Origin of the sequence: Ochrobactrum sp. AN78, from assembly GCF_029909885.1 — a bacterium.
GTDB lineage: Bacteria > Pseudomonadota > Alphaproteobacteria > Rhizobiales > Rhizobiaceae > Brucella > Brucella quorumnocens.
The window spans coordinates 441,098-461,796 of sequence record NZ_JASAMU010000002.1 but is presented as its reverse complement, the minus strand read 5'-3'; the positions used below and the strand labels follow the sequence as shown (position 1 = coordinate 461,796).

Sequence of the window (20,699 nt, the reverse complement as noted above, 5' to 3'; positions counted from 1 at the left end):
TTTCGGGATGCGCTTTGGCGTGAAGAAGGAATCAATATGAGAACGCCAAAACTGTTTTCCATTCCTTCCGGTACACCCTTTTTGCCAGCCTTTGCAAAAGCGCTTTTGGAAGGTCGTTTGGTTGAAGGTTTTCCGGGCAATGCGGCTGATCCGCTGGCGCTCGCGAATGCCACCATCTATGTGCCGACACGGCGCGCGGCGCGCGCACTTCGCTCCATTCTGGTCGATATGATCTCGGCAGAAGCATTTTCAACAAAAGTGGGAACCGGTTTCGCGTCCGAAAATGCGTGGGAAAAAAAGAGTGCGATCCTGCCTACGATACGACCGCTGGGTGACGTGGACGAGGATGCAGCTTTTTTCAATGCCAGCACGTCGGGAATTTTCGATCTCAATCCGCCGATCGGCAAGGCCGAGCGCCTGTTATTGCTGGCGCGGCTTATTCGTCCGTGGCGGGAGTCCCTGCCTGCGCATGTGCGCGCACTGTTTGGTGTCGAGGATGTGTCGGTTCCAGCCACGACCTCAGATGCAATCTGGCTTGCCCGCGATCTCGCAGGTCTGATGGATCAGGTCGAAACCGACAATGCCAAATGGAGTGAGCTTGCGAGCATCGCCCCAGATGATCTGGCCGATTGGTGGCAGGTCACGCTTGGCTTTCTCGATATTGTTACGAAAATCTGGCCGGATATTCTTGAAGAACGCAAGCTTTCCAATCCGGCTGCACACCGCAACGAACTGATCTGGGGCGAGGTGCGGCGGCTGCGCGATCATCCGCCTTTGGGCCCCGTGATTGCTGCCGGTTCTACAGGCTCTATTCCTGCGACCGCAGAGCTGGTTTCTGTGATCGCCAATCTACCCAATGGTGCAGTTGTGCTGCCCGGTTTGGACCGCGATCTCGATGAAGGTGCGTGGAACCTGCTGGGGGCTTCGGATGATAACCCCTCCACATTCGGGCATCCGCAATACGGTCTTCATAAGCTGTTGCAGGCCATTGGCATTCTGCGCGAGGATGTCGAGCATATCGAGAATATGCCGACGAAGAAGCGCGTGCTGGAGCGCGTGGTGAGCCAGGCGCTGCGTCCGGCTGAGACCACCGACGCGTGGAGCGAGCTCAGTCGCGACCCGGATATGCAACCCGAAGAACTTCGAAAGACCGCACACAAGATTGATCTGATCGAAACCGCCAATGAGCGCGAGGAAGCGCTGGCAGTAGCACTCGCGCTGCGTGATGCCATCAGCGATGAAAACAAGACTGCGGCACTGGTAACGGCGGATCGTAATCTGGCGCGTCGCGTGGTTGGCGAGCTTGCCCGTTTTGGTATCGATGCCGATGATTCCGGTGGTCGTCATTTGCGCGATATCGAGACTGCAACGCTGATGCGTCTGATGGTCGAAACGGTGTTTAATCCCGGTGATCCGGTAGCGTTGTTGGCTCTCGTCAAGCATCCGATGTTGCGGCTTGGCAGCAAGCGTATTGAACGGAGACTGGCTGCGGAAACGCTTGAGCTGGTGGCTTTCCGTGGTGGTACGGGACGCGCATCGATCATTGATCTGCCCGCTTTTTTCGATCAACGCATGGAAGAAAGTGCAAACCAGCCGTGGCAACCCGCATGGCATTCAACCGTTACGCAGGACATGATTGATGCCGCACGTACACTTTGTGTGAGCCTGTCTGAAGCGGTCGCACCGCTGGCACCCTTTGCAGTCATTAACCGGCGAACGGAAATAGGCGAAATCACCTGCGCAACTGTTGAGGCGCTCGAAAATCTGGCGCGCGATGAAAGCGGCAGTGTCACGCGCTATTATTCTGGTGAACATGGAGAGAAGCTGGCTTCCTTCCTGCGTCAGCTTGTATCGAGCGAAGCGGAACTGGATTTTGAAGCTATTGAATGGCCCGCCATTCTCGAAGCCTTGATGTCGGGCGAAACCGTCAAGCCGCATCCGGGTGGTCATCCGCGCGTCTTCATCTGGGGTGCGCTGGAAGCGCGTTTGCAGACGATGGATACGCTTGTGATCGGTGGTCTCAACGAAGGCACATGGCCCGCCAAGACACGCAATGATCCGTTCATGTCGCGCCCGATGAAGGCGATGATCGCACTCGATCCACCGGAGCGGCGCACTGGTCTTGCAGCGCACGATTTTCAGATGGCGCTCGGCATGGATCATGTCGTGTTGTCGCGCTCGCAGCGTTCGGATAACGCGCCGACCATTCCGTCGCGCTGGTTACAGCGGCTTGAAACTGTGCTTGGTGCCGATGTGGCCAAGGATATGCGTGCTCGTGGTGCGCGTTTCATCCATTGGGCGCGCGAAATTGATCAGGCACCCGATGTACCCTTCGTCAAACGGCCAGAACCGGCACCGCCTGTGAGCGCACGGCCCAAGCATTTCTCGGTTACAGAAATCGAAACCCTGCGCCGCGATCCCTATGCGATCTTTGCAAAGAAAATTCTCAAACTGCGCCCGCTGGAACCGCTCATCCGCGATCCGGCAGCAGCAGAACGCGGGACACTTTTTCACGATATTCTGGGACATTTTACGCAAGAGGGTATCGATCCGCTTGCGCCTGATGCAGCCCAGCAACTGGAAGAGTTCGGCCGGCACTTCTTTGCCGACATGGACCTGCCTGTGGAGATCGAAGCGGTCTGGTGGCCCCGTTTTACCGCACTTATTCCGCAATTCCTCGAATGGGAGCGGGAACGCGCTTATAATGTTCAGACTCGATTTGCAGAAATTTCGTCGGATAAGCGCGAGATTGAAAGCCTTGGCATTACCTTGTCGGGCCGTGCCGACCGTATTGATCTGATGCGCGACGGAACTGCGGAAGTGATCGATTACAAGACCGGCTCCACACCATCGCCCAAGCAGGCGCATGTGCTGTTGTCGCCACAGTTGGCGCTGGAAGCAGCTCTTCTCGTGCGCGGTGCGTTCCGCGAACTGGGTTCTGTTCGAGCTTCTGATCTGACCTATGTGCGATTGCGGGCAGGTGGTGAGGTGAAGCCGGAATCGATTTTGAAAATCGGTCGGCCACCATCTGAAAAGACCGCCCCAGCCCTTGGCGAAGAAGCATGGCAGCGACTGGCGCAGTTGCTTACTGAATATCAGAATCCGGCTAAGGGTTATCTTTCCCGTGCGCTGCCGTTCAAAGAAACCGAGCTTTCGGGCGATTATGATCATCTGGCACGCGTGCTGGAATGGTCCGCTGGTGGTGATGCGGGCGGGGACGGCGGCGAATGAAAAAGCAACGGATTATTCCAAAGGAAACAATCGACGCGCAGGCCAGTGCCGCCAATCCGCTGGCCTCTGTCTGGGTGTCGGCCAATGCCGGTTCGGGTAAGACTCACGTTCTGACCGAGCGCGTCATTCGTTTGCTGCTCGAAGGCACTGACCCGTCGAAAATTCTGTGTCTGACCTATACCAAAGCGGCAGCAGCCGTCATGCAGAACCGCGTCTTTGCGCGATTGTCCGAATGGGCAATGTTGCCGGATGAGGATTTGGCCGACAGGCTTATCAAGCTTGAAGGCAGGCGCGCGGGCGAACATCGTTTGAAAGTCGCAAGGCGGCTTTTTGCGCGTGCGCTTGAAACGCCGGGTGGGCTGAAAATCCAGACCATTCACGCATTTTGCGAAGCGATCCTGCATCAGTTCCCGCTTGAGGCGAATATCGCCGGTCATTTCGAGATGATGGACGATCTCATGCAAATGGCGCTGGTCGGCGAGGCGAGGCGCACTTTGCTTGAGACTGCGCATGGTGGTGGCGACGAGCTGCTTGCGAGCGCTTTTGCTGACGTCATGCAGGCGGCTGGCGAAATGGGGCTGCAATCGCTGCTCGATGAAGCCGTGAACCGTCGTCACGGCTTGCAGCAATATATTGCCGCGCTTGGCAATGCGGGAGAGCGGAGCGAGACCCTTCATCGGCATTTTGGTTTCAGGCCAGGCACACGCGAATCCGATCTGCTTGACGAGATGTGGCCGGTGCCGGAGTTTTCCGATGATGCGCTCGATCTCATCTTGTCGATCCAGAAGGGTGCAGCGCGTGCGCATGATTTTGCGTTGCAGCTCAAGCAATATGAGAAGGTGAAAAGCAGTTTCGACAAGGAAGCTGTGCTGCGTGCAGCTTTCCTCAAAGCCACTGGTGAAGCCAAATCCGGCTCCTATGTGGGCTCGGCTGCTGTCAAAAAGCTGCTGCCGGATTTCGAAGAGGATTTCAACGCTGCTGCCTCGCGTGTGGAATTCGGTCTCGACAAGATCAAAGAGCTGCGGCTTATCCGGCTTAATCTGGCTGCACTCACGCTCATTGATAATCTCCTGCAGCGCTATCACGATATAAAGCGAAAGCGTGGTCTGCTCGACTTTGAAGACCTGATCACGCGCACGGTTGCGCTGCTTGCCCGCGACGGGGCAGGGCAGTGGGTGCAATATAAGCTTGATCGCGGCATTGATCATATTCTGGTCGATGAAGCGCAGGATACCAGCCCCGACCAGTGGCAGGTCATCCGTATGTTGTCGGAAGAGTTTTTCTCCGGCCTCGGTCAGCGTAGTGTGCAGCGCACGCTGTTTGCCGTTGGCGATGAAAAGCAGTCGATCTATTCGTTTCAGGGCGCTGTGCCGGAAGACTTTGCTATTCAAGGTAAAGCGATCAGCGCCAAAGCTCGTGATGCGGACCTTACATTTAAAGAGGTTCGGCTCAATTTCTCTTTCCGCTCTGCACCAGACGTTTTGCAGGCAGTAGATGAAGTCTTCTCACGCCCAGAAGCTCATAGGGGACTTGGAGACCCAACTACGCACACCGCCATTCGTGATAATGAGCCGGGCGAGGTGGAAATCTGGGATATGCTGACGCCGGAAGTGGTTGAGGAGCCGGATGACTGGCGCGTGCCGGTCGACCACTTGCAGGCACCTGCCATAAAACTTGCCGAACAGATTGCAGAAACCATTCGCTACTGGCTTGATCGCGGCGAAACCATTCCGGGCCAGAACCGCAAACTTGCGCCGAAAGATATTATGGTGCTGGTGCGCAAGCGCGATCAGTTCATGCCAGCGCTTTCGCGCGCACTCAAAGAGCGCCATGTGCCGGTGGCTGGTGCCGACCGGCTCAAGCTTACAAGCCACATCGCCATTCAGGATCTTATGGCGCTGGGGCGTTTCGTGTTGCAGCCGTCTGATGATTTGTCATTGGCCTCTCTCCTCAAAAGCCCGCTGTTTGGCTGGGATGATGACAGGCTGTTTGCGCTCGCCCATCCGCGCAAGAGCGGCGAAACGCTGTTTGAGCGCCTTTACCATGCATCCCTTGAAGAACCTGCATTGATCGGTGTGCACAAGACGCTGAGCCGCTGGCGCAATATGGCTGATACGATGCCGATCTTCGAGTTCTATGCGCGGATTCTCAGCGCCGATGGTGCAAGACGTAAGCTTTTGGCGCGGCTTGGACCGGAAGCAGGCGATATTATCGATGAGTTCCAGAACTACGCGCTTTCGGCTGAACGCGCTGGCCTGCCGGGCATGCAGGCATTTCTGGAAACGCTCGATGCGGCATCACCGCAAATCAAACGCGAGCTTGATCAGGGCCGTAACGAAGTGCGTATCATGACGGTTCATGCTGCCAAGGGGCTTGAGGGAGCCGTGGTGTTTCTGGTTGATCCGGGCAATGCCGTTTGGAGCGGGACCCGCGCGCCAAAGCTCATTCCGTTTGATCTTACTAATGATGGACCACAGGTGAAAGGCTATCTCTGGCAACCCAATGCTGGTTATCAAACCGGCTTTCTGGCTTCGCAGATTGAGGGCCTGAAGGTGCGCGCCGAAGAAGAATATCGCCGCCTGCTCTATGTAGGAATGACGCGTGCGGAGGACCGGCTGATTGTCTGTGGCTATCGCGGATCGCGTGAAAGCGGCGAGACATGGCACAGGCTGGTCGAAGATGCGCTGACAACGAAGGCCGAAACCTTTGTGCATCCGGTATCGGGTGTTGCCGCCCGCCGCTATCGCAACACGCCGCGCGGTCTCACTGAGATTGCAGAGCCTGAAGTGGCGCAAACAGCAGTTCTGCCGCCGCTGCCAGACGATTTCAAAAAGCCGATAAAGCCGGAACCGGGCTTGCCACGTCCACTTGCCCCATCGGGTGCATCGGCCCTGATTGAAGCGGATGAAGAGCCACCGCTTGATATAGTGTCGCCTGTTCTTGGGCAGGGCGGCGAGACGTCTGCATTTGCTCTTCGTCGCGGGACGGCCATCCACATGCTGCTGCAATATCTGCCAGAAGTGGCAATAAATGAGCGTGAGAAGCTTGCACAGGATTATCTCGTACGCATTGCTGCCGATTGGCCGGAAGCTGAACGCGCGAAAGCATGGACGAGTGTCGCGACCATTCTGGCTGATCCAAAGTTTGCGCCGGTCTTTGCCAAAGGATCGCGCGGTGAAGTGGCGGTCATGGGTACGATCAATCTCGGTGGAAAAGATCATGCCGTATCGGGCCAGATCGACCGCATCAGCGTTGATGAAAACCGCGTGCTGATTGTGGATTATAAAACCAATCGCCCTCCACCAAAGACCGTTGAAGCCGTGCCTTTCGCCTATCGCGCACAGCTCGCACTTTACCGGGAATTGCTCGTGCCCCTTTATCCAGGAAGGGTTGTTGAAGCCGCTTTGCTCTTCACGGAAGGGCCGAATTTGCTGCCGCTGCCTGAGGCCGCAATGGACGAGGCACTGAAAGCGCTTGGTGACTCTCAAGGAAAGGTTACTAACCAAAGCTTGACGGATGGCAGTCAACACGCCACATGATATGGTCAAATGAGCAGTTTCTCGATGAGTCTTATGCTCTCAAACAGATATGAGGATAGCCCTATGGCAACCGTAAAGGTCGATAACAGCAATTTTCAGTCGGACGTTCTTCAGTCGAGCGAGCCAGTCGTCGTGGATTTCTGGGCTGAATGGTGCGGTCCTTGCAAGATGATCGCTCCTGCTCTGGACGAAATCGCCGCTGAAATGGCTGGTCAGGTTAAGATCGCCAAGATCAATATCGACGAAAATCCAGAACTCGCCGCACAGTTCGGCGTGCGTTCGATCCCAACACTGCTGATGTTCAAGGACGGCGAACTCGCCGCCAACATGGTTGGCGCTGCTCCAAAGAGCCGCCTTGCCGACTGGATCAAGGCTTCTGCTGCTTAATCAGCAAGCTTCTGATTTCTGACAAAACCCGGCCTTTGTGCCGGGTTTTTTGTTGCGCTCATGCTGCCTCAAAAGCGCAAGCATTCAAGAAAGCTTCAATGAACTGAGAAAATACTGTTACAAATGAGGCCTATTCCCCGTGCAGTCTCAAAGCTGGCCGTCGTTCATCCGGCGGTCGCCATCGTTCGGGGTAAAGCATGCTTATTAATCGTCGTCACGCATTGGGTTTGATGGGAGCTGCTGCCGGCACTTTCGTCTTGCCGGGCATCGTTCGCGCCAACCAGCGCCGCTCGATCACGATCGCGGTGCAGAAGATCACCAACAACAACACGCTCGACATCTGGAACGAGCAGTCGAATGTTGGCGAGCGTGTCTTCTTCCCGAATTTGTGGGAAGGTCTCATCCTGCGTGACTGGATGGGCAATCAGGGACCTGTTCCCGGCCTTGCCACCGAGTGGAAGCGTCTTGATGACAAGACCATTGAGTTGAAGCTGCGTCAGGGCGTCAAGTTCCACAATGGCGATGAACTGACGGCTGAAGACGTGGTTTTCTCGTTCTCCGATGAGCGCCTTTTTGCAGGTACTGAGCCATCGGGCGGCAAGACGCTTTACGAAGCAAACTTCAAGCCGCAGACCGAAAAAGAACTGCCAGCTGCAATTCCGGGCATTTCGCGTCGCCTGTGGCCAGCCCTTCGCGGTGTCGAAGCTGTCGACAAATATACCGTGCGTTTCCACAATGCGACACCTGACGTCACACTTGAAGGCCGCCTCTACGCCTTCGGTTCGCAGATTGCCAACAAGCGCGCCTGGAACGAAGCAAAGTCCTATACCGATTGGGCTCGTAAGCCAGTCACAACCGGCCCTTACAAGGTTGCTGACTATAAGCCAGACGTAGAACTGGTGCTTGAAGCGCACGACGAATATTGGGGCGGTCGCCCGCCATTGCAGCAGATCCGCTTCGTCGAAGTGCCGGAAGTTGCAAGCCGCGTAAACGGTTTGATTTCCGGTCAGTATGACTTCGCCTGCGATCTTCCACCAGATCAGATCGGCAATGTTGCGAACAATCCGGGTCTCGAAGTCCAGAGCTCGACCATCTGGAACCATCGCACGACGATTTTCAACACGCAGAATGAAGTGCTGCGCGATCCGCTGGTTCGCCGCGCGATGACTCATTCGATCGACCGTCAGGCAATCGTGGATTCGCTCTGGGCCGGTCAGACTGTTGTGCCTGCTGGTCTGCAGTTTGAAAGCTTCCGCACCTCCGATATGTTCATCGAAGGCTGGGAACCACCACAGTTCGACCCGGAACTCGCCCGCGATCTGCTCAGGCAGGCCAATTATAAGGGCGATGCGATCCCTTACCGTCTGCTCAACAACTACTATACCAACCAGACCCCGACTGCTCAGGTTCTCGTTGAAATGTGGAAGCAGGTTGGTCTGAATGTCGAGATCGAGATGAAGGAAAACTGGGCGCAAATCCATGATCCGGCAGGCACCAAGGGTGTTCGCGACTGGTCGGCATCCAACAACATCAACGATCCGATCACACCGATGGTGGTGCAGTTTGGCCCGAACGGCGAAGTCCAGCAGAAGAAGGACTGGTCGAACGACGAGATCAACAAGCTGTCGGTCATCATGGAAACCTCGACAGATCGCGGAGAGCGCAAGAAGGCGATCAAGCGTATGCTTGAAATCTGTGAGCGCGAAGATCCGGTTTACAGCGTGCTGCATCAGAATGCTGTGTTCACCGGCATGAAGAAGGAACTGAAGTGGAAAGCCGCTCCGGCCTTCGCCATGGATTTCCGTTCAAACAACTGGAACGTCTGATCCTGATGAACGGCTGACGCGTTTACGCGTCAGCCATTTTTCTTTTCATGAAATGCATCTGAAAATCGCCAGTAACCGCGATTGACCGAGCGAAAGGAGAAGACGGTGGCATTCGTCTCCATTCGGGATTTAAAGGTTTCTTTCAGCGGTGTGCAGGTTCTGCACGGTATCAATCTCGACATCGACCGGGGTGAAACTCTGGGTCTGGTTGGTGAATCCGGCTGCGGAAAATCTGTAACCTGGCTTGCAGCCCTTGGTCTTTTGCCGGGCAAGACATCGGTCTCCGGTTCAGTGGTCGTTGATGGTCAACAGCTCATCGATGCACCGCGTCACGTGCAGGAAAGCGTTCGCGGCGGTCGCATCGCAATGATTTTTCAAGACCCAAGTTCCTCGCTCAATCCGGTCAAGAAAGTTGGTCCGCAGATCGTGGAATCCCTTTCCCTTCATCGGGGATTGAAGGGCAACGCTGCCCGTCTTGAAGCGATCAGGCTTATGGAACGGGTTGGCATTCCCGATGCCGCGCGTCGAGTCGATCTCTTTCCGCATGAATTTTCCGGCGGCCAGTGTCAGCGCATCATGATCGCCATTGCTCTCGCTGGAGAGCCGGATGTGTTGATTGCGGATGAGCCGACCACAGCACTTGATGTCACCATTCAGGCGCAAATTCTCGATCTTCTGAACCAGATCAGGCAGGAAACCGGCATGGCGATTGTGTTCATCAGCCATGATTTGGGGGCCGTCAGCCAGATATGCGAGCGGGTATGCGTCATGTATGCCGGTCGTATCGTGGAAACTGCACAAACGTCGGAATTGTTTGAGACGCCGAAGCATCCTTATACTTTGGGTCTGTTTGATGCTATTCCGCGGCTGGATGGCGGTCGCGAAAGGCTGCGCGCCATTCCGGGCACCGTCCCTGATCCCCGACACTTGCCGCAAGGCTGCGCCTTTGCGCCGCGCTGTTCGCAGGCAACTGAGCAATGTGAAAAACATAATCCCGAGCTTCGGCAGTTGAACGCGCAGAAAGTCGCCTGCTTCAACGCGGTTGATGTGATTAAGACCACATTCATCGAGGCAGGAAACGCCCATCGCACCATCGGTGCGGAAGGAGCGGCAGCATGAGTTTCCTTCTTGAAGCCCGTAATCTCGTTCGCACCTATCAGGGCGGCGGCGTCTTCAAAAAGACCGATCCGGTTAAGGCAGTCGATAGCGTGAGCTTGTGCATTCAGCCGGGCGAGACTCTTGGCATTGTGGGTGAATCTGGCTGCGGAAAGTCGACGCTCGGTCGTATGTTGCTGGGCATCGATGATGCCACTGAAGGCCAAGTGTTTTTTGATGGCAAGCCGTTGCCACCGCGCAATACGCTCGAATGGCGTAAGCTTCGCGCGCAGATGCAGCTGGTGTTTCAGGACCCGCTCGCGGCCCTTGATCGCCGCCTGACCATTGCTGCGCAAATCGGTGAGCCTTTACAGATACATGGCATGGCCAAAGGTGCGGAGCTGAAAGATCGTGTTGATGAGCTGATGATATCGGTAGGGTTGAGACGCGATCAGGGCGACCGCTATCCGCATGAATTGTCGGGTGGCCAGCGTCAGCGCGTCATCATCGCACGTGCTTTGGCCACAAGCCCGCGATTGCTGGTGTGCGATGAGCCGGTTTCGGCGCTTGATGTTTCCATTCAAGCGCAGGTCGTCAATCTGCTGCGCGATCTGCAGGACAGGCACGGCGTCGCCATGATTTTCATCAGTCACGACCTCAAGGTCGTGCGCAATATCTGCGACCGTGTGGCGGTCATGTATCTCGGTAAAATTGTCGAGGAAGCAAGTTCCGGTGTGATTTTTGAAACGCCGCAGCATCCATACACCAAAGCACTGGTTTCCTCGGTACCAATTCCGGGAAAGCGGCTTGAGCACCGCATGATCCTCAAGGGCGAGCCGCCAAATCCTGCCAACCGACCGGAGGGATGCGTTTTCCATCCGCGCTGTCCGATTGCTGGCTTCCAGTGTCCGACAGCAATGCCAGAACTTGAAGTTTCCGGTTACGACCGACGGACCGCTTGTCATTTTGTCGAGCCGGTCAAAACCGCGGCGTGAGGCCTGAATGTTATCTTATGTAGCGTCCCGTCTTTTTCGCGCGCTGGTCACGGTGTTTCTGGTCATGACCTTCGCTTTCGTGGTTTTGCGCATGTCGGGCGATCCGGCGCAGATCATGCTCGGTCCAGATGCGCCGCAGGAATCCATTGATGCGTTTCGCAAGGCCTGGGGGCTGGATGACCCGCTGTGGCTTCAATATATCTCTTATCTCAAGGGGATATTGAGCTTCGACTTCGGTGTCTCCATGCGAGACAAGGCATCGGCCATCGATCTGGTGCTGCAACGCATACCCGCCACGCTTCAAATTACGATTCCCGCGTTGATCATCAAGCTGGGCCTTGGCATTCCGGCAGGTGTTTATGCGGCCTTGCATCGGCAGGGCTTTGCGGATCGTGGCGTAATCACGCTGTCCATTCTTGGCTTTACGGTGCCGTCCTTTGTGCTTGGTTTGGTGCTGGTTCTGATCTTCTCGATCCAACTCGGCGTTCTGCCATCCGGCGGCAGCGATACGTGGGTCCATGGCATTTTGCCCACAATGACGATTGCCATCGGCGGCACGGCAATTCTGGCGCGGTTCTCGCGTTCGGCAATGATCGAAGTGCTTGGCAGTCCTTATATCCGCACAGCTTCCGCCAAGGGTGTCAGCTGGCACGATGTCGTGTGGAAACACGCACTGCCCAATGCTTCTGTACCGATTGTGACAATTGTCGGCTTCATGGTCGGATCGCTGATTGCGGGTGCGGTTGTTGTCGAGACCATCTTTTCGTGGCCCGGCGTCGGACGTCTGCTTGTTGTTTCAGTTGCGAACCGAGACCTCGCCGTCGTGCAGTGCCTTCTTCTGATGATTGCCAGCTGCATGGTTGTCTCCAACCTCATTGTCGATGTTCTCTACGGCGTTCTTGATCCACGCCTGAGATCAAAGGCTGCGCATTAAAGCATGTCGCGGAAAAGTGGGAACCGGTTTTCCGATAACGATATGCGTGAATACAGAATATGTCGCGGAAAAGTGGGAACCGGTTTTCCGATAACGACATGCGTAAACATAAGAACTTAAAGCGCATCGCAAGGATGCGTTCCGCTTTAAAGGGCAGATGATGACCAGCGCCGCTATCGATAGCACGACCGCAATCCGGGCACCGGGGCTTATTAAACGTCTACGCAAATCAGTGCCTGCAAGTGTTGCATTCGCGATTTTCTGGCTTGGACTGATGCTTTTTGTGGTGTTCTTCGCCGATTTTTTGCGGCCATATCCAATCACCAAAATGGACCTGATGGCGCGGCTGGTTCCGTTTGGCACGCCCGGACATTGGCTGGGGACGGATGAGCTTGGCCGCGATGTCTATTCGCGTCTCATCCAGTCGATCCGAGTATCGCTGATCATCGCATTTGGCGCGACGATTCTCTCAGCATTTTTTGGAACGCTGCTCGGTTTTCTTGCCGCCCGCTTTCGTGGCTGGGTAGAGCAGGTGGTGCTGATGCTGGCGGATTTTCAGGCGGCACTTCCGTTCATGGTACTGGCTCTGGCAGTTCTTGCCTTCTTCGGCAACTCGCTGACGCTGCTGATCTGTCTGATGGGTTTTTATGGCTGGGAACGTTATGCGCGCATTGCACGCGGGCTTGCGATTTCTGCCGGTGCGCAGGGCTATGCCAGTGCCGTGGTGCAGTTGGGCGCCTCGCCGTTCCGTGTCTATTTTCATCACATTCTGCCCAATGTCGCCTCGACGCTGATCGTGTCGATGACGCTGACTTTCCCGGAAATTATCCTGATGGAATCCGGGCTTTCCTTTCTTGGTTTGGGCGTGCAGCCCCCGGCCACATCTTTGGGCAACATGGTTGGCTTTGCGCGCGAATATCTCACGCAGGCACCGTGGATCATGCTGGCACCGGCGCTGGTGATCGTACTGACCACCCTTTCAATTTCACTCCTCGGGGACTGGCTGCGCGACAAGCTGGACCCAACAGTTCAATAGGAATATCGCAATGATAAAGATCATGGCGCATCGTGGTGCGCGCAATCTGTGGGCTGAAAACTCGCTGACGGGTTTCAGAAATGTACTGAAGCTGGATGTCGATAGTGTCGAGTTCGACCTACACTTGACCAGTGCCGGACAGATTTTGGTTATCCATGACAGCACGCTGGAGCGTACCACAGACGCTCACGGTTCTGTCCGCGATTTGGATGACAATGCCCGCCGCTCCATTCGTCTTAAAGACGAGCAGGGCAATGTGACCGAGGATAGCATTCCGACTTTCGAGGAAGTGCTGGATGTGTTTGCGGCGAGACCCGAACTCAAGCTTTATGTCGAGCTGAAGTCAGGCTCTGACGGCAAGCCTTATGAAGGACTGGTCGAAAAGGCCGTCGAAATCATCAGGCAACGTGGCATTGAAGAGCGGGTCGTTCTGCATTCCTTTGACCGCAGTGTCGTTGAGCGCTGCGCCGAAGTTGCACCGGATATCGAGCGACTGATGTCGCTCAACACTGAATGGGTTGAGCGCAATGGCGGGCTTGAGCATTTCTTTGCGAGCGTCGAACCACTGGTTCAATATGTCGGCGTTCATCATGCGCTGTTCGAAGCTGAGTTTGAGCGCATTACGTCGCTGTTTCCAAACGAACGTCTCGGCGTGTGGACGCTCAACGAGCGCGACCTGATTGACCGTTGGATGCAACGCGATGTCGCTTACATCACGTCGGATAGTCCAGATCTGGTGATTGCTTCCCGCCTCGCTCTCTCAAAACAGCCCGCCTGACAAATCCCAGCACTACAAACCTTACTCTGTCAATTTCAGGAAGAACACCATGTCTGATCTGCCGCTGCTCGGCGCAGCCGTGCCATTGTCGTATCTCGAAAACCATCTTGAGTTTATCCTGTCGGAAAACCGCGATCTGGAAATTCAGGATTTCTTTGATGTCGGCCTGTTGAAGGGTGACTGGAAAACACCGGCAAACCGTATCAAGACGCTGCTGGACGGCTATCAGGGTCGTCTCGGCATCCATGGCCCGTTCTGGGGGCTCAATATGTCGAACCCGGATGAAGACATTCGCACAGTTGTGCGTGAGCGTTATCTCAAGGGTCTGGAAGTCTGCGAATATATCGGTGCAACGCAGATGGTCGTGCACAGCCCTTATAATTTCTGGTTTAACAACAATCGCGACAATGTACCGGAAAGTGCGCAGAACATCGTCGATTACGCCCAAGACACACTCGCTCTGGTCGTCGAACGCGCAGAAGAAATCGGTTGCACACTGGTGATCGAAAACATCGAAGATATCGATCCCGATGCCCGTCGCATTCTGGCCGATAGCTTCCACTCAAACTCTGTTGCGGTATCTGTCGACACGGGCCACGCGCATTTTGCCTATGGCTCCATGGGCGCTCATCCGGTGGATTATTTCATCAGTCGTGCAGGAAACCGTCTTGAGCATGTACATCTTCAGGATGCAGACGGTCATGCAGATCGCCATTGGGCAATCGGTGAAGGCACGATCCGCTGGCACGCAGTCTTTGCTGCTTTGTCGAAGCTTGAGAGCAATCCGCGCCTGATGCTTGAACTGCGCGACAAGAACAAAATCCAGCAGTCAGTGCAGTATTTGATGGCGGCAGGTTTAGCCCGCTAATTGCAAAGTTTCTGCCTTTTTCTGGCTGTCATTAATGGCGATTTGGTTTGCCGCTTATGACAGCCATTTTTTGATTTGGATGAAAATATAATAAATTCAATCTATTATGAGTTTTGTTCATCTCAGGATAACGCCGCAATCAAATATCTGATGCCTGATACATCAGATATTGACATATCAATCCACGTACTCCAAGATCATCTCGTAGTTTCGGATGACAGTCAGGTGCGCCCTTGCGTGATAACGTTTCCCCATTTTCACCGATCAAGGTGAAGAGCCTCAGAGATCATGTTCATGACGATCTTCGCGAGGCGATTATTTCGGGGCGTTTGAAATCCGGTGACAGATTGAATGAGCGGCAATTGGCAGCTGATCTGGGTATCAGCACCAGCCCGCTTAAAGAGGCGTTGCGTCAGCTTGAAGGTGAGGGGCTGGTCCGCACGGAAGCGCGGCGCGGGACATTTGTGTCGTTCAATGCGCGGCAGGCCGAAGAGATGACGCTGGCGCGTGCTGCCCTTGAAAGCATCATTGCACGGCAGGCTGCAAAGCATGGCGGTGAAGACGCTTTTGTGTTTCTGCGTGCGGTTATTGAGGAAATGCGGGCAGCAGTGGAATCCGGTGATGTGGATGCGCTGATCGAACTCAATGAGAAGTTTCATGATGCCATTCATGAGGCGTCGGGATGCGAATATCTGCGGCGGCTGCAAAACGCGCAGCGCATGTATGACCATGCAGCACGGGTGACGGTGTTGTCACGTGAAGATGTGCGCAGGCAATCGTTTGGTGAACATGAAGCGATTATGCAGGCGATTACTGCAAGAAACGGCGATTTGGCCGAGCGATTGATGCGGGAGCACATCGTGAAGGCGGGGGATACACATATCGAACTGGTCTTCTGACCAGTACCTGGGAGGGTATAATGAATTTAGCCGAATACCGCCGGGTGCTGCGAGGCATCTCGGGCGTGCATGCGACTGCCTATAATGCAGATGGTGAAATCAACGCCGCTTTGACGGCGAAAATTGTCGAGCGGATCGCCAAGGCAGGTGTGCATAATATCGTCACCGGCGGCAATACTGGCGAGTTCTACAGCATGACTGTGGACGAGGTGATCCGCTTGCAGGCCATCGCGGTGAAGGCTGCGAATGGTAAGGCCGCAGTGACAGCTGCGGCCGGTCGTTCCGTGCGTGATGCAATCAAGGTTTCAAAAGCCGCTCAGGCCGAAGGGGCCGATGGCGTGATGATCCATCATCCGCTTGATCCTTTTGCTGCGCCTCATGCGCAGGTTGATTACTTCATTGAAATTGCTGAGGCGATTGATCTGCCGATCGTGGCCTATATCCGCTCCGATCTGATCCCGCTTGACGAAATGGTGCGTCTGGCAACGCATCCGAAGGTCGCGGGCGTCAAATTCGCCTCGCAGAACACCATGTTGTTCTTTGAGTGCTGCCGCGCAACCAAGGGGACGGACGCGACCTGGATTTGTGGTCTGGCGGAAAGCTGGGCGCTGCCGTTCTACGCGCTTGGCGGTCGTGGCTTTACGTCCGGTCTTGTCAATGTCGCGCCGGAACGTTCGCTGGCTGTCTGGAACGCGCTTGAAGCTGGCGATTATGCCCGCGCCCGCGAGGTTGTTGAGAGCATCGCTGATTTTGAAACCATGCGAACCAAATATCGCAATGGTGCAAACGTCACAGTGGTCAAGGAAGCACTGCAAATTCAAGGTATTGCTGTCGGTGATGTTCGGCTTCCGGGCTTGCCGAAACTCGAAACGGCTGACCGCAAGATACTCGAAAAGGTCGTTGCAGGTTGGGAGACCGATGCAATTGTCTGAAAACTAGAAAACCAGCGCGTAACGCGGGAGGAAGCGGTGCGCGCTGGACAATTAAAAAATTGGAGGAGAGCATGACCAAAGGAATTTCACGCCGCACATTCATGGCGGGCGCAGGGCTTGCGACCGGTGCAGGGCTTTTATTGCCCAAGGGTGCCGCATGGGCGCAATCGGCCAAACTGCCATCGTCGCCTGTCGCCTTGAACGTGATCGACGCTGCCGGTAATCTGGCACTGACGCAGCCGATTTTCGATAACTTCGCGTCAGAACAAAAGGCACTGGTATCGCGTTTCACTTTTAACAAAGCACCGGCACCGGAATTGCCCGGCAAGATCAAGGCGCAGCAGCGTGCCAACCGGATCGATATTGATCTGGTAATTATTGGCCCAGACGCCCTTTCAGCAGGGCTGGCTGATGATATCTGGACCGATATCATCGCTCTTCCAGATAACGGCCTGCCAAAGTTGCAGGACGTCTATCTTGAACCAGCCTGGCGCATGCAGGAAATGTCGAAGGGTAAGGGCGTCGTTGTGTCTTATTACCCGTCAGGCCCATTGCTGGAATATCATCCCGACAAGGTGAAGACACCGCCAAAAACGGCGGAAGAGCTTCTCGCCTGGACCAAGGAAAATCCGAACAAGTTCATTTATGCCCGCCCGGCAAATTCCGGTCCTGGGCGTACATTCCTGATGGGGCTGCCTTATCTGCTCGGTGACAGCGATCCGAAAGATCCGGTCAAGGGCTGGGACAAGACCTGGGCCTATCTCAAGGAATTACACAAGAATATCGAATATTATCCAGCTGGAACCGGCGCTCTTATGAAAGAGCTCGGCGAAGGCACACGCTATATGACGGCGACCACAACGGGTTGGGACATCAATCCGCGCGCGCTTGGTGTGGTGCCAAAGGAGATGGCAGTCAGCAAGCTTGAGGGCTTCCATTGGGTTTGCGACGCGCATTATTTCGCCATTCCAAAAGGTGTGTCCGAAGAAAAGATCGCGGTTCTGATGGAGTTCATCAAATTCGCGCTCAAGCCGGATCAGCAGGCCTATTCCTACGATGCTGGCTACTTCTATCCGGGACCAGCGGTGAAGGATGTCACCATCGAGATGGCGCCGAAGGAAAGTCAGGATGTGATTGCCGAATTCGGTCGTCCTGAATACGCCGACTGGATTGCGAATAATCCGATTGAGTTGCCGCTTGAGCCTGAAGCGCTCGTCGCAGCCTTCCGTCGCTGGGACGAAGACGTCGCTGCCAGCTGAGGCTTCTCGAAAGCGTCAATGGCGGATCCTATCGGTCCGCCATTAGCCGCCTAAGATTACACCACTCAATTTACGGTGCTTGCGTCAATGTCCTTTCAAGAACTTCGGCTCGACCGAATGAGCCGCTCATTTGGAACTTTTAACGCGCTGCGGGAGATTAACCTCACGATCGGCAAAGGCGAGTTCATCGCTCTTCTCGGTCCGTCAGGCTGCGGAAAGTCCACGGCTCTCAATTGCATCGCAGGTCTTTTGGGCACGACTGGCGGGGGCATCTATATCGATGACAAGCGCGTGGATCAGTTGAAGCCCGAGGATCGCGGCTTTGGCATGGTGTTCCAGAACTACGCCCTCTTTCCCCATATGAATGTCCTGCAAAATGTCGGCTTTGGCCTGAAAATGCGCGGACTTGCCAAAAGCGAGGTCGAGAAACGGTCACGTGCAGCACTTGCACTGGTGCGTTTGCAGGGACAGGAAGAAAAGCTTCCCGGCCAGTTGTCAGGCGGACAGCAGCAACGTGTTGCCATAGCGCGTGCTATCGTTATCGAGCCGCCACTGGTGCTGATGGATGAACCGCTTTCAAATCTCGACGCAAAGTTGCGACTGGAAATGCGCGCTGAAATCCGCCGCATTCATAACCAGTTGGGTTCAACCACCATCTATGTCACCCATGATCAGGATGAGGCTTTGTCGCTGGCAGACCGCATTGTAGTGCTGCGCGATGGTGAAATCCGGCAGGTTGGCACACCGCACGAGCTTTACGAGCAACCGCGTTATCTCGATGTTGCCGCCTTCATGGGCTTCCGTAATGCGCTGCATGGCAAGGTGGTGCGCGTTGAAGATGGTCGGGCCACAATCGCCGTTGCGGGCACGGAACTGACTGGGCGCGCAATGGATCCGCTTACACCTGGCAGCAATGCGGTTCTGATGGCACGTGGCGACGATGTGATTTCCGGCGAAAAAGGTCGCAATACGATTGAGGCGACCATCGAGACGATTGAATATCGCGGGCGCGAATATGTCGGCATAGCCCGCACCGAAACCGGTATGGAAATGGTCTTTCATGGCCCGCAGGAGGTTGGACCCGGGGCAATTATCACGCTTGGCATCGATGCGAGTCACGCACTGGTCTTTGCGGGCGAGGCTTAAGCCATGGCGGAAGAACGTTTTTCCGATACAACGCTCAAACCCGGTTTGCGTCAGCGGCTTGCCAATCGTGGTTTCGACGGTGTCACGCTGCTGATCCTGCCTGCACTGCTTTTTGTGATCGGTGTTTTCATCTATCCATTTCTCTACGGTCTGGTGCTGTCGTTTAATCCGCTTGATGGTGGTGGAGCGCTGGCCAATTACCGCAAGTTCTTCTCCGATCCTTATCTTTACAAGACTATCGGCGCGACACTCTGGCTGGCGATTCCGGTGACACTGATCAGTGTTCTGTTTGCAGTCCCGATTGCCATGCGTGTGCGGCTGATGCGCAAGCAGCGCCTTCTGACGACGATCCTCGTGCTGCCCGTGACATTGGGTACAGTGTTGATTGCCGAAGGGCTTTTGAATTATCTGGGACCACAGGGTTGGTTCAGCCGCAGTCTTATCGCTATCGGCTTTATCGAGAATCCGCTCAAACTCACCAACAACTATTGGGGCGTGTTCGCCTCTCTGGTGATCACGGTTTTCCCTTTTACGTTCCTGCTGACACTGTCCTACATAACCGGGATTGATCCCGCACTTGAGCGGGCGGCAGCAACGCACGGAGCAAACAGCTGGCAACGCTTCCGCCATGTCATGCTGCCGCTTCTGGTGCCGGGGCTGGTGGTGGCTGCGTGTCTCACCTTCGTGCAGGCCTTCGCCGTGTTTCCTTCCGCTGTGCTGTTGGGTGCGCCTTCGGGACCGACACGCGTAATTTCCATTGCCGCAGCACAAGCTGCCTTTGAACAATATGACGACTCCATGGCCTCCTCCATCGCCATGATCATGGCGGCGGTGCAGTTGCTTGTCGTCGGTGCATTGCTCGGGGTTCGTTCACTCTTTTATCGCGGTTCGACCGCTGGCGGGAAAGGATAGACCATGATCCGCGATACATCTGTCCTTTCAAAGCTCTGGATCACCGTTGTCTGGCTTGTGACGGGCTTCTTCGTCCTCAATGTGCTGGCGGTTATCACTGCTGTCGTGGTTTCAAGCTTCGGTACGCGCTGGCTTGGCACCTGGTTTCCGGACGGTTTCACGACGCGCTGGTATGCAGCCGCCTGGGCAGAGTTCCAGCTCGATCAGGTGTTGCTGGTGACATTTCAGGTCGTCTTTGCAGTGGTTATTCTGTCCGGATTTCTGGGCGTGACGGCTGCTTATGCAATGGCGCGGCGTGATTTTCCCGGCAAGAAGTTCGTGCTGCTGATCTTTCTGCTGCCGCTGCTTGTGCCGCCAATCACCTTCGGTATCCCGCTTGCAACTGTGCTTTACAAGTTTGGTGTCGGTGGCACTTTCTGGGGCGTGGTTCTCGCCAATCTGGTGCCGACCGTCCCTTTCGTCATTCTGGTGATGGTGCCGTTCATCGAACAGATTGATCCCAAGGTGGAAGCGGCGGCACGGGTCTTTGGCGCAGGCACATTCAAACTGTTCCTGCATGTGCTTTTGCCGATGCTGACACCGGGCATTCTGGCGGCCATGCTGCTGGTTTTGGTGCGCACAGTTGCCATGTTTGAGCTGACCTTCCTGACGGCTGGGCCAACATCACAGACATTGGTCGTGGCGCTTTATTATTCGGTCTTTGCTGCAGGGGTGCGTTCGGTTCAATCCATCGACGCAATGGCAGTAATCTACATGGTTACATCACTGGTCTGGCTGTTGCTGGCGCTGCGCTTCGTTAATCCGACGCAGATCGTAGCACGCAACCGTCAACCTTCTGCCCATTGATGCGGCCAACATTTCT

General features: G+C 55.3%; 16 protein-coding genes. All 16 read left to right on the top strand.

What is annotated here, in order from left to right:
* The first annotated feature begins 36 nt into the window (after positions 1-36).
* The 16 genes from addB to QBD00_RS05625 all read left to right on the top strand — a co-directional run bounded on the left by addB (position 37) and on the right by QBD00_RS05625 (position 20,683).
* Entirely contained in the window at positions 37-3,231 is a 3,195-nt protein-coding gene (gene addB / locus QBD00_RS05700) for a double-strand break repair protein AddB (RefSeq protein ID WP_318578879.1), read from the top strand.
* Positions 3,228-6,770 carry a double-strand break repair helicase AddA gene (gene addA / locus QBD00_RS05695; protein ID WP_318578878.1) on the top strand — a complete coding sequence of 1,181 codons (3,543 nt, stop codon included), beginning with the start codon at positions 3,228-3,230 and terminating at the stop codon, positions 6,768-6,770. Before addB ends, addA begins: the two co-directional genes overlap by 4 nt.
* A gap of 63 nt (positions 6,771-6,833) precedes the next feature.
* A complete protein-coding gene (trxA, locus tag QBD00_RS05690) occupies positions 6,834-7,157 on the top strand; it encodes a thioredoxin (RefSeq protein ID WP_318578877.1) in 324 nt (107 codons plus the stop codon).
* A 197-nt stretch (positions 7,158-7,354) separates the two neighbouring features.
* Complete coding sequence (locus QBD00_RS05685; RefSeq protein WP_318578876.1) at positions 7,355-8,983, top strand: ABC transporter substrate-binding protein; 1,629 nt, start codon at positions 7,355-7,357, stop codon at positions 8,981-8,983.
* Between the two features lie 105 nt (positions 8,984-9,088).
* A complete protein-coding gene (locus QBD00_RS05680) occupies positions 9,089-10,102 on the top strand; it encodes an ABC transporter ATP-binding protein (RefSeq protein WP_318578875.1) in 1,014 nt (337 codons plus the stop codon).
* On the top strand, positions 10,099-11,073 hold the full coding sequence (locus QBD00_RS05675; protein ID WP_318578874.1) for an oligopeptide/dipeptide ABC transporter ATP-binding protein: 975 nt from the start codon (positions 10,099-10,101) through the stop codon (positions 11,071-11,073). Before QBD00_RS05680 ends, QBD00_RS05675 begins: the two co-directional genes overlap by 4 nt.
* A 7-nt stretch (positions 11,074-11,080) precedes the next feature.
* A complete protein-coding gene (locus QBD00_RS05670) occupies positions 11,081-12,007 on the top strand; it encodes an ABC transporter permease (protein ID WP_318578873.1) in 927 nt (308 codons plus the stop codon).
* A gap of 160 nt (positions 12,008-12,167) precedes the next feature.
* Positions 12,168-13,043, top strand: a complete 876-nt coding sequence (locus QBD00_RS05665; RefSeq protein ID WP_318578872.1) for an ABC transporter permease — start codon at positions 12,168-12,170, stop codon at positions 13,041-13,043.
* A 10-nt stretch (positions 13,044-13,053) separates the two neighbouring features.
* Positions 13,054-13,821, top strand: a complete 768-nt coding sequence (locus QBD00_RS05660) for a glycerophosphodiester phosphodiesterase family protein (RefSeq protein WP_318578871.1) — start codon at positions 13,054-13,056, stop codon at positions 13,819-13,821.
* A gap of 49 nt (positions 13,822-13,870) precedes the next feature.
* A complete protein-coding gene (locus QBD00_RS05655) occupies positions 13,871-14,689 on the top strand; it encodes a sugar phosphate isomerase/epimerase family protein (protein ID WP_318578870.1) in 819 nt (272 codons plus the stop codon).
* Positions 14,690-14,922: 233 nt separating this feature from the next.
* Complete coding sequence (locus QBD00_RS05650; protein WP_095447727.1) at positions 14,923-15,588, top strand: GntR family transcriptional regulator; 666 nt, start codon at positions 14,923-14,925, stop codon at positions 15,586-15,588.
* A gap of 20 nt (positions 15,589-15,608) precedes the next feature.
* On the top strand, positions 15,609-16,520 hold the full coding sequence (locus QBD00_RS05645; protein WP_095447728.1) for a dihydrodipicolinate synthase family protein: 912 nt from the start codon (positions 15,609-15,611) through the stop codon (positions 16,518-16,520).
* A 71-nt stretch (positions 16,521-16,591) separates the two neighbouring features.
* Entirely contained in the window at positions 16,592-17,779 is a 1,188-nt protein-coding gene (locus tag QBD00_RS05640; protein WP_264230440.1) for an extracellular solute-binding protein, read from the top strand.
* An 87-nt stretch (positions 17,780-17,866) separates the two neighbouring features.
* The gene (locus QBD00_RS05635; protein WP_318578869.1) at positions 17,867-18,925 is read left to right on the top strand and encodes an ABC transporter ATP-binding protein; all 1,059 of its coding nucleotides are present in this window, start codon (positions 17,867-17,869) and stop codon (positions 18,923-18,925) included.
* Between the two features lie 3 nt (positions 18,926-18,928).
* A complete protein-coding gene (locus tag QBD00_RS05630; RefSeq protein WP_264230441.1) occupies positions 18,929-19,837 on the top strand; it encodes an ABC transporter permease in 909 nt (302 codons plus the stop codon).
* A 3-nt stretch (positions 19,838-19,840) separates the two neighbouring features.
* On the top strand, positions 19,841-20,683 hold the full coding sequence (locus tag QBD00_RS05625) for an ABC transporter permease (protein ID WP_024898404.1): 843 nt from the start codon (positions 19,841-19,843) through the stop codon (positions 20,681-20,683).
* The last annotated feature ends 16 nt before the right edge of the window (positions 20,684-20,699 follow it).